The organism is Brevibacterium album DSM 18261, assembly GCF_000426445.1.
GTDB lineage: Bacteria > Actinomycetota > Actinomycetes > Actinomycetales > Brevibacteriaceae > Brevibacterium > Brevibacterium album.
On the sequence record NZ_KE384526.1, the window covers coordinates 304,932 to 314,218 of the forward strand.

A 9,287-nucleotide genomic window follows, 5' to 3' on the forward strand; every position below is an offset into this window, starting at 1 on the left:
TCAGGCCAAGAGGAAGAATCAGGCTGCTGGCGTGCCGATCCCGATGCCGTGGAGGCAGCTCGTAGACGCGGGAGCAGTCTTCCGCAAAGGACAGCTCGGGCTGGTTGCGGCCGGCCCGGGCACCGGGAAGTCGGCCATGATCCAGACGATGGCTCAGGTCGGCGACGGAGAGGGGACGCTCGCGTCGGCGCTGTACTTCAGCGCAGACACCGATGCGTCCACGTTCTTCAAGCGCTCCGCGGCGATCAGCACCGGCTACCAGATGAGCGATGTCGACTCGATGATGCTCGAGGGCACCGACCAAGGCATCGAGCAAGCCGTGATCCGAGACACCGCGCACATGCGCGCTGACTTCCGGAGCTCGCTGTCGGACCAGGACGTCTACGACGAGATCGACGCCTACGCCGAGGTCTACGGCGAGTACCCCGAACTGATGGTGTTCGACAACCTGAGCAACATCTACGTGCAGGGATTCGACGACGAGCGGCAGGGCATCAACGCGACGTGCACGATGCTCCACGACATCGCTCGAGAGACGAACTCCGCGGTCATCACGCTCCACCACGTGACTGGGATCTACGAGGGCGAGCCCAAGCCCGTGCCGATGAGCGGACTCATCAACAAAGTCTCGAAGATCCCCGAGGTGATCTTCACGCTCCACCGCACAGGGACGGTACTCAACGTCTCGGTGGTCAAGAACCGCAACGGCCACGCAGACGCCTCGGGCAACACGTTCTACGGACTGCCCGTCGACCTGGGAAGGATGCGCGTTGGGTAACCAGAAGAAGCGCTGCAAAGACTGCGCGGCAGAGGGCATCACTACCGCCAGGCCGGCCCCGCACCCGGGGCCGCGGTGCGCCTCGCATCACCGCCAGGTGCGGGCCGAGCGGAAAGACCGGGCGTGGGAGCAGAGGCTCATCGCCACGTACGGCATCACCGCCGAGGAGTACTGGGCGATCTACGAAGCGCAGGGCGGGCGGTGCTACATCTGCCGCCGAGCGACAGGGAAAGTGCGGAAGCTCGCGGTAGATCACGATCACCAGAGCGGACTGGTACGCGGCCTGTTGGACAAGTCGTGCAACCGCAACATCCTCGGCCATTCGCGCGATGACATCGAGTTCTTCGAGAGATGCATCGCGTATCTGCAAGACCCGCCGGCGCGGGCAATCATCGGGGAGCGCGTCGCTCCCGTTCACGAAAAGGAGGATGCATGATTGCAACAATCGAAGAGATCAGGGAGGCTGACTGCGTTATCACGATGGGCGGAGAGGGCCTCTTTCGGATTGAGGGCGACGGCCCCTTCGCGGGCCTCTGGTCGAATGTCGAAAACGACGCCCCGGGTACGCACTGGCCGGAGGCGAAGTGCCTCTATGGCGACCACGAGCTTGAGGGCCTTGGCGTATTCATCGCGGTCAACAGCGAGGACCCCGCTCCCGACATGGTCACCAATCCGCCTCACTACACGGACGGCCGGAGCATCGAGCCGATCAGCGTGATCGAGGACTGGGGCCTCGGCTACCACACCGGCAACGCGCTGAAGTACATCAGCCGGGCCGGCCGGAAGAGCGATGAGATCCAGGACCTCGAGAAGGCGGTGTGGTACCTGAACCGCCGCATCGCGAAACTCCGGGGTGAGGCTGAGTGAAAGCGCTCTTCGGCATTCTGAATCTGGTCGCGCACCTCGCCGGGTGCGCGGCCTTTGTCTTGGCGGTGTTCGGCATCACCGGCACCGCCATTCTCATAGGCGGGCTGTCGCTCGCGTGGTTTCTGACCGCGATCGCATTCGGCGCCGCGTACAACATCGGCCGATCATCGGGGCTGAAGAACAGGAGAGAGTGAATGGACAACTACGAGCCCCCGAAGGGAGCCGTCGTCTACGTCAAGCCCGACTGCCCGCAGTGCGTGGCGACGAAGCGGTGGATGGACCGCGCCGGCGTCCGGTACACCGCGGTTGACCTCACAGAGGACGCCGAGGCGTACCGGTTCGTGACGGGCCATCTCGGCTACGCCCAGGCGCCGGTCGTCCTCGACGGCGACGGCGCGCACTGGTCGGGCTTCAGGATCGACCTGCTCGAGCAGAGCTTCCAGTAGTGGCGAAGTTCCCGATCCTCCCAGTCCTCGAGCACTACGGGCTGGAGGGGGTGACGGAGCAGCCCGGCAACCAAAAGGTGCAGTGCTGCTTCCACGACGACTCAATGGCCTCTGCGTCGGTGAACACCGACAAAGGGGTCTTCTCGTGCTTCACGTGCGACGTGAAGGGGGACGCAATCGCCATCGTCAGAGAACAGGAAGGAGCTGACTTTGCTGGTGCCGTCCGATTCCTCGAAGAGGTTCTTGGCCTCGACGGCTCATCGGTATCATCAAGCGCTTCGCGACCGAGAGAAGTCCGAAGCAGTCTACGAGTATCTCACCGCGGAGCGCGGGCTCACCGAGGAAACACTCGGAGGGTATCTCGTCGGCTTCGTTGACGACGCGGCAGAAGGGCACGAGGCGGCCTCGGGGTTCATCTCGATCCCGTACCTGACTTCGCGGTGCATCGTCGACATCCGGTTCAGGCGCCCGCCCGATTCGGAGAAGCCGTACAAGTACTACACGCTCCCCGGTCACCCCACCCGGGTGTTCGGCACGTGGGCGATCGACCAGTCCGTCCGCACCATCGCCATCTCCGAGGGAGAGATCGACGCGATGAGCGCGACCCAGGCCGGCATCCCGTGCGTCGGGATCCCCGGAGTGAAGGCCTGGAAGGACTACTACCCGCGGATCTTTGCGGGTTACGACGAAGTCGTCGTGTTCAGCGACAACGACGACACGAAAGGCGACGAGACCGAGGGGGTCGGTCTGAAGTTCGCCAACACCGTCGCCAGAGACCTCTCCGAGGTCGGCGTCGACACCCGGGTCGTGCTGATGCCAGAGGGGCACGACGTGAACTCGTTCATGAAGGAAGAAGGAGAGTATGAGCTCAGAGCTTACGCCGGTGCCTGATGCACCGGAGTCGGAAGTGTTCATCCCGCCGGCATTCACGCCCCGCGTGGGGCAGCTGGCAATGATCGTCCTCGACGGCACGACGTACCCGTGCGAGGTCACCCAGCTGATCGACTACGACCCGCCCGTGCCCTACGACGGCCCGCGGTGGAACGCGAAGGCCCGGATCATCGGAGTCCAGGGGACCGAGGTCGAGATCTTCGTCCACACCGAGGAGTTGTTCACGCACATCCAGTCCAACCCCGCGGCCGAATCGAAGGAGGCCGCTTGAGCCTGACAGAACTGCTGTCCCCGGAGCGCGCAGAGGAGCGCCGGCACCCCGTTGAGGTCGTCCTCGACATGCTCGAGGGCGAGGAGCGGGAGGCCGTGGTTGCCGCGCTGAAGAACCCCGCGTTCCCGAATCGCCAGATCGCAGACGCGCTGCAGCAGGTGGGCTACGACGTCACGAACAAACAGGTCGGTGCATACCGGTCGAAGCACCGCGTTGCGCAGTTCGCGAAGAGGGCGGGTGATGACCAGTGACCGACTTCGTAGATGCCCTGCTTTCGGCGGGCAACAAAGCGAAGGGCTTCCCCTCGACGTTCACGACGTCGACCGACGGGGAGACGGGGGTCATCGAGACCCCCGCGATGCCGGGCGAGATCACCGACTTCGACGACATCCTCGAGAGGTGCGGGTTCGACCCGGAGGTGTTCGAGCTCGATGGCACGCCGCGAATCTCCCGCTGGCAGGCCCAGACGCCGGACGGCGTCGAGTGGATGACGTCGTACAAGATCTCGGTTCGCCTACGCCGGCACGCCGCGGACATCGACGACCTCGTCGCGGAGATCCACCGCTCGGTCCCGATCGTCACGACGACCACCGCCTCGAGCGGGGTGCTGGTGGTCGCGGCCGGCGACCTCCAGATCGGCAAGGCCGACGGGGACGGAACCGAGGGGATCATTCGGAGGTTCAAGCGCTCGATCGACCGGGCCGCTGATGAGGCGCGTGCGGATCCGCCCGAGACCATCTTGCTCGCGTTCCTGGGCGACTGCGTCGAGGGCATGGTCAGTCAGCAAGGCCGCGTGGTCGGCAACTCCGACCTCGGCTTGACGGACCAGCTCAGGGTGCTGCGCCACCTCGTCACGTACGCCGTGCTCGAGCTGCAGGGCCTTGCCGGCGAGCTGCACGTCGCGACGGTGCCCGGCAATCACGACGAGGCGTACCGCTCCCCCGTGCCGGCCGCGCCGACCGACTCGTTCGCCATCGACTCGGTGCGCGCGGTGGACGAGGCGTTCGAGCTCGCGGGCAGGGGTGAGGATCTGACGTTCCACTACCCGCTCGAGTCGGAGCTCGCGCTCGAGGTAGAAGTCGGGGGTCACGCCTTCCTCCTCGCCCACGGCCACCAGTGGCGGAAGAACGGCGGGCACTTCGAGTGGTGGAGGAAGCAGGCGTTCTCGTACCAGACGGGTGCGCACGCCGAGTACCTACTCGCCGGCCACCGTCACCACTTCGAGGTGGACAGCGACAGCCACCGCTTCTTCATCCAGGTGCCGGCGCTCGAGTCTCGCTCCGACTGGTGGAGGAACCAGTCAGGCCAGGTCAGCAACCCCGGCATCGTCCTGCTCCGGCCGGGACTCACGCAGCCGGACAAGATCGCAGTCGTATAACGAAAGGGGGCCTATGGAGCCCGAAGCAGACGTCGACGATTTCGATGTCATCACAGAGATCTACAACGCAGCCCGCCGCGCGCGGACGTCCAACGACATCTTGTCGCTCGAAGACCTGGAGCAGGAGCTCTGGGTCTTCTGGCTTGAGCACGGGAGCATTCAGGACTACACCGACGCCAAGAAGCGCAGCCTGCTCTCCCAGGAGGCGCGCAAGCGTCTGCGCGCAGAGCGCGTGGACTACATGCACTTCAGCGGCGCGTTCCACTACACGCCCGACGCGGTGCGCAAGGTCCTGCGCGAGTACAGCTGGGCGGAGATCACCGACATCCACGACGTCGAAGGCAAGGCGGACGTCGACTCGGCGTTCGCGAAGCTCACCCACGCCCAGCGAGAGAACCTGTTCCGGATGTTCGCGCTCGACGAGGCCGATCGGATGAGCCACGCCGAGAAGGTCAGCGCGTACCGCGCCGTCGATCGCATCTGCGACACCCTCAACGGCCGGCTCGAGGCAGAGATTCTCGACACCGCAGACGCGTGGGGTGAAGCGTGAGAAGGAAGACCACAGGCCTGAAGCGGCGCCACGCGCGCCGCATCCGGCGGGGCATCGTCGGGGCCGGCCTCGCGTACAGCCACATGAAGTCCGGGAAAGAGGGCCTCGGCGTAGCGATCTTCTACGCCGTCGACTCGCTCGGCGGCCTCACGCGCGAGGCGCTGTACCGCGAGTTCGCGAGACTGGTAGTGCGAGACGTGCTGTAGTCTGAGTATCGTGAAGAAAGTAAAGATTCTGGCACCCCTGCTGGGGCTCGCGCTGCTGGCGGGGTGCGCGATGGAGCCGACGACACCCGAGTCCGTGGGCATTCAGCAGGACAAGGCTCCGTCGGCGTCACCGACGGCCACGAAGAGCCCCACCCCCACGCCTGAATCGGAGCCAGTTGCCTTCAGGGACTTCGCCACGTACACCTGCTCCAGTGATGGTGAGGTCTCGGACATCAGGGAATACGAGAGCCTGGAAGATGCCTGGCTTGCGCGGGACGCAGTGGAGGGGCAGATATGCGGCGCCGAGATTAGCGATAGCAGTATGCGCGAATATCTCGCGTCTGACGCGAGGGCTGAGGACCGTAAGGCAGTGCGACTGATCGAGGAGTTCTTTTCCTCTTCAGGCCTAACCGAAGTGATTGAAGAGAGCCCCGATTTCGCGATGACCGAAGAGGCGCTCCTCAAGACAGCCCACGGCCCATGCGCTCAATTTCGCGTGGAGGATTCTTTCGATTCCCAGGGGCCTAATGCAAGGCTCTTCATTGAGGCGGCATACACAGTCTGCCCCGACCACCCCCTTCGACCCTAGCTCCACATACACGAAAAGCGCCCCCTGGGCGCGCATTGGATTGCCGTTCCCCGCATGGGGGTTCAGCTTTCCGTGCGCGCCCAGGGGGCGCTTTTTTCGTATTTACAGGCATTCCCCGCCAGTGAGGGCTTGACGTGGGCCTAAATTAGGCCCTACGGTTCTCTTCGAGGCAAGGCCACGAGGCCGGCCGACGAGGTCAGGAAGGACCAGTCACATGCTCGAAGACTTTGCTGCCGAGTGCGCAGCACCGCTTGCGCCTCGCACTCGCGAGAACTACGAGACCGCCCGCCGCGCGTGGGAACAGTGGTGCGAGGGGCGGGGGATAGATCCGCTCTCGATCACCCATCACGATCTCACCGCGCACATCGGCTTCATGCAGGATCAAGGGCATATGCCCCGCTCGATCCGCTCGCGCGTAGGGCTCATACTCTCGCTGTACCGGTGGATGCACCTGCATCAGCTCATCGACCACGATCCGACCAGGAACGTGCGCCTGCCGAGGGTCCCGCAGCGCAGCATGAGGCCGTACCTCTGCCGCGAAGATGCGCGAGAGTGGGTTGACTCGGCGATGGGCGACCCCGAGCGCCCGATCAGCCTGCTGGTGCTGCTGTGGCTGCTCTCGGGGCTGCGGCCGTCCGAGCCGCTCCAGATCACCGGCAGGGACGTGCTGCCCCGCGGCGACCAGCTCACGGTCACTCTCCGCAGGAGGAAGAACGGCGGGTCGCAGTCGATCCTCCTGCCGGAAGAGACGGCCGAGGTGCTGCTCAAGCACGTCAGCGGGGTGCGGCCGATCATCCGCAACGCACGCGGCGAGATCCCGAGCATGGGGCTGGCGACCCATTGGCTGCGCCGGTGGTGCCGGCGCAACTACGTCGCCTACGTGCCGCCGTACTCGCTCCGGGTCACGTACATCACCCTCGGCCTGGAGTCCGGAGCGGACCCGCGACACATCGCCGGCTCGGCCGATCACACGCTGGCGATGACGAGCTACTACGACCGGCTGCACGGGTCTGTCTCGCATAACCCGGGGCCGGGTCTGGCTGCCTGGATCCGCGAACCGTCGAAGCAGTCGGAGTATCCTGAGACTCATGATGAGTCCAGCCGAGTTCCGAGCCCTTCGGGCGCTGTTGAGCGTCCCGAGCTCGTGGCTGTGTGAGTACCTCGACGTCTCTGAGCGGTCGGTGCGCAAGTGGGAGCAAGGAGAGCGCGAGATCCCCGAAGGGGTCGCGGCGAAACTACGGGGTCTCGTTGACGATACGCACGACGAGGTCGAGCGACTGATCGCCCACCACCGGGATCACGGTGGCCCGGTGCTGGTGCCTCGATGGGAGTCGGGCATCCCATCGGGGCCGCACCAGGACAAGCCGCTGGAGTGGTGGCGGGTCGTCGCCGGCCGCGTCATAGACCACCGCCCGGGCATCGACGTCGAGTGGTGCTGAGGGGGCGGGACTCAGGTAACCGGCTCGGTCCAGGCCGCGTCCCAGGTGTCCTTGCCGATGAGCGAGTCGACACCGAGGCCCTTCTCCTTCTGGAACGCCTTGGCGACGCGAGCGGTGGCGGGGCCGTAGAGGCCGTCCGCTCCGCCCGGGCCGAGGTTCCAGCCACGCTGGATCATCCGCTCCTGCCAGCGCCGCAGATCGGCGCGGTGGCTGTAGTAGCCCGAGACCGACCGGGTCGGGCCGGACTTCGGTCCGAAGTACCAGCCCTTCTTCAGGGGGAATGCCGGAGCTGTGGGCCGAGGCTTGGGCGGCTTCTTCACGGCCGGCTTGCGCGCCTGGAGCGCGCCGATCGTCTCCTTGCCCGCGCGCCCGTCAACACCGAGGCCGCGGGACTCCTGGTAGTGGCGGACGTGCTTCTCGACGGTCGGGCCGTAGAACCCGTCAACCCCACCCTTGCCGAGGTCGTAGCCGAGGGATTTCAGCTGCTCCTGGAGCCACCGGACGTCGGTGCCGCCCGAGTAGAGCCGCATGATCCGCGAGCCGATGGTGTGCTTCGCGGTCGGGGACTCGTACCGTCCCGAGCTGGATGAGCTGCCCCCGCCTCCGGCGCCGGTGCCCTTGCGGGCCTTGACCATGTTGCGGAACGATCCCATGTTGAACGTCGGGTCGATCTTGCGACCCCGGGGGGAGCAGACCTCTTTGTGGCCGCGGACGTGGGTGATCGGGATCTTGTAGTGGTCGCAGAGCTCGCGGCAGAGCTTGGCGTAGGCGTCCATCTGCTTCGCGCTCCAGGCCTCGCCGACGCCGTTGTTCTCAGCCTCGATGCCGATCGAGTTGCTGTTCGAGTAGCGGGTCGCGTTGACCTTGCCCGCATGGTTCGCGCGACCACTCGCGACGACGTAGATCGTGCCGTCACGAGCAAGCAGATAGTGGCACAGCGGCCCGGGCAGGCCGGGCCGGCCGTTCTTCACCACACCCAGAGACGGGGCGTTGCGGCCCTTGCCCGAGGCAGTGTGGTGGACGACGACGGACTTCGGGGAGTTCATCGCGCGGCCGCGGCTCTTCCAGCCGGCGACCTCGATCACGGGGTATCCGGTGCGGCGGGCGACGAGCGCGAGACCAGTCAGGCGAGCCATCACAGCCTCCCTTCGGAGAAGGGGGCCGGGGCGAGCGAGTCTTCGATCGTTCGCATCAGGCCTCACCCCTGACGACCGCGTCGACATCCGCGTCGTCGATCGCGTAGTCGCTCATCGAGCCGTCGCGGCTGTTGTCCCAGCCGGCGTCGATCTCGCCGACGTACTTGCCGGACTTCGCGGGCACGAGCAGGGCGATGGCCGCGGTCACGAGGGTGGTTGCTGCGGCTGCGACCTCGGCGGGGATCTCGACACCAGCGACGGTGGCAAGGATCCAGGCGAGGATGGTGACGACAGCGCCACCGAGAATCGTGTAGCCGGTCTTGGCGCTGGGCTCGGTTGCGGTGTTTCGCATAGAAGCCTCCTTTTGGGCATGAGAAAGGCCCCCAGGAGAAGCTCCAAGGGGCCTAGAGTGGATTGGAATTAGCCGGGGCTACGTCATATCGACGAGCGTTCTTTCACGAGCAGGAATGGGCGGTACGGTGCCGTTGGCGATACCGGCGATGAGCGCGTTCACGTACTCTTCCGACTCACGCAGCTCGAGGCGCAGGTGCGCGATCTCGACCTTGAGGTCTTTTACCTCGGTGCGGAGTTCTTGCAGGAGTCCTTTATGTGCGTCGAGCGCCGTGGAAAACTCGGCGGTGAACTGCTTCCTGGCCTCGGTTTCGCCCGTCGCGGAATTGTGCCGGTGATTCACGATCGCGGTGACGATCGCCCCGACCCCGCCGGTGCCGAGGAT

Annotated in this window: 17 protein-coding genes and 1 pseudogene; 15 read left to right on the forward strand and 3 right to left on the reverse strand. The window is 65.6% G+C overall.

Translation table 11 applies throughout. The features are described from left to right. Positions 1-43 precede the first annotated feature (43 nt). The 15 genes and pseudogenes from K318_RS0115025 (at position 44) to K318_RS22330 (ending at position 7,415) form a co-directional block, all read left to right on the forward strand. On the forward strand, positions 44-778 hold the full coding sequence (locus tag K318_RS0115025; protein WP_029090085.1) for an AAA family ATPase: 735 nt from the start codon (positions 44-46) through the stop codon (positions 776-778). Beyond that, a complete protein-coding gene (locus tag K318_RS0115030; RefSeq protein ID WP_029090086.1) occupies positions 771-1,214 on the forward strand; it encodes an endonuclease VII domain-containing protein in 444 nt (147 codons plus the stop codon). Before K318_RS0115025 ends, K318_RS0115030 begins: the two co-directional genes overlap by 8 nt. Next, positions 1,211-1,645, forward strand: a complete 435-nt coding sequence (locus K318_RS25290; protein WP_211233345.1) for a DUF3310 domain-containing protein — start codon at positions 1,211-1,213, stop codon at positions 1,643-1,645. The genes K318_RS0115030 and K318_RS25290 overlap by 4 nt, the downstream gene beginning before the upstream one ends. Next, positions 1,642-1,839 (forward strand): hypothetical protein, encoded by a 198-nt coding sequence (locus K318_RS0115040; RefSeq protein WP_029090088.1) that lies wholly within the window; start codon positions 1,642-1,644, stop codon positions 1,837-1,839. Before K318_RS25290 ends, K318_RS0115040 begins: the two co-directional genes overlap by 4 nt. Beyond that, on the forward strand, positions 1,840-2,091 hold the full coding sequence (locus tag K318_RS0115045) for a glutaredoxin family protein (RefSeq protein ID WP_029090089.1): 252 nt from the start codon (positions 1,840-1,842) through the stop codon (positions 2,089-2,091). A 104-nt stretch (positions 2,092-2,195) separates the two neighbouring features. Then, positions 2,196-2,285 (forward strand): annotated as a pseudogene (locus K318_RS25915) (CHC2 zinc finger domain-containing protein); the annotation flags it as partial. A gap of 22 nt (positions 2,286-2,307) precedes the next feature. Continuing rightward, positions 2,308-2,982, forward strand: a complete 675-nt coding sequence (locus tag K318_RS24845; protein WP_245579948.1) for a toprim domain-containing protein — start codon at positions 2,308-2,310, stop codon at positions 2,980-2,982. Beyond that, positions 2,954-3,253 carry a hypothetical protein gene (locus K318_RS0115060; protein ID WP_156914057.1) on the forward strand — a complete coding sequence of 100 codons (300 nt, stop codon included), beginning with the start codon at positions 2,954-2,956 and terminating at the stop codon, positions 3,251-3,253. Before K318_RS24845 ends, K318_RS0115060 begins: the two co-directional genes overlap by 29 nt. Next, complete coding sequence (locus K318_RS0115065; protein ID WP_029090091.1) at positions 3,250-3,504, forward strand: hypothetical protein; 255 nt, start codon at positions 3,250-3,252, stop codon at positions 3,502-3,504. The genes K318_RS0115060 and K318_RS0115065 overlap by 4 nt, the downstream gene beginning before the upstream one ends. Then, positions 3,501-4,631, forward strand: coding sequence for a metallophosphoesterase (locus tag K318_RS22325; RefSeq protein WP_051298074.1), 1,131 nt, complete (start codon positions 3,501-3,503; stop codon positions 4,629-4,631). Before K318_RS0115065 ends, K318_RS22325 begins: the two co-directional genes overlap by 4 nt. Before the next feature lie 13 nt (positions 4,632-4,644). Then, positions 4,645-5,181 (forward strand): hypothetical protein, encoded by a 537-nt coding sequence (locus K318_RS0115075; RefSeq protein ID WP_029090092.1) that lies wholly within the window; start codon positions 4,645-4,647, stop codon positions 5,179-5,181. Beyond that, positions 5,178-5,387 carry a hypothetical protein gene (locus tag K318_RS0115080; RefSeq protein WP_029090093.1) on the forward strand — a complete coding sequence of 70 codons (210 nt, stop codon included), beginning with the start codon at positions 5,178-5,180 and terminating at the stop codon, positions 5,385-5,387. The genes K318_RS0115075 and K318_RS0115080 overlap by 4 nt, the downstream gene beginning before the upstream one ends. Before the next feature lie 10 nt (positions 5,388-5,397). Continuing rightward, the gene (locus tag K318_RS0115085) at positions 5,398-5,976 is read left to right on the forward strand and encodes a hypothetical protein (RefSeq protein WP_029090094.1); all 579 of its coding nucleotides are present in this window, start codon (positions 5,398-5,400) and stop codon (positions 5,974-5,976) included. A gap of 391 nt (positions 5,977-6,367) precedes the next feature. After that, a complete protein-coding gene (locus tag K318_RS0115090; RefSeq protein ID WP_169721478.1) occupies positions 6,368-7,132 on the forward strand; it encodes a tyrosine-type recombinase/integrase in 765 nt (254 codons plus the stop codon). 25 nt (positions 7,133-7,157) lie between these two features. Next, positions 7,158-7,415: a hypothetical protein gene (locus K318_RS22330; protein ID WP_156914059.1), complete on the forward strand. Its 258-nt coding sequence runs from the start codon at positions 7,158-7,160 to the stop codon at positions 7,413-7,415. Between the two features lie 11 nt (positions 7,416-7,426). On the opposite strand, the gene K318_RS24435 is transcribed toward K318_RS22330, so the two are convergent. From K318_RS24435 to K318_RS0115115, 3 genes are all read right to left on the reverse strand, one after another. After that, positions 7,427-8,551: a peptidoglycan recognition protein family protein gene (locus K318_RS24435; RefSeq protein WP_169721479.1), complete on the reverse strand. Its 1,125-nt coding sequence runs from the start codon at positions 8,549-8,551 to the stop codon at positions 7,427-7,429. 55 nt (positions 8,552-8,606) lie between these two features. Beyond that, positions 8,607-8,903 carry a hypothetical protein gene (locus K318_RS0115110; RefSeq protein WP_029090096.1) on the reverse strand — a complete coding sequence of 99 codons (297 nt, stop codon included), beginning with the start codon at positions 8,901-8,903 and terminating at the stop codon, positions 8,607-8,609. Positions 8,904-8,981: 78 nt separating this feature from the next. Further along, positions 8,982-9,245: a hypothetical protein gene (locus K318_RS0115115; protein WP_029090097.1), complete on the reverse strand. Its 264-nt coding sequence runs from the start codon at positions 9,243-9,245 to the stop codon at positions 8,982-8,984. Positions 9,246-9,287: the final 42 nt, after the last annotated feature.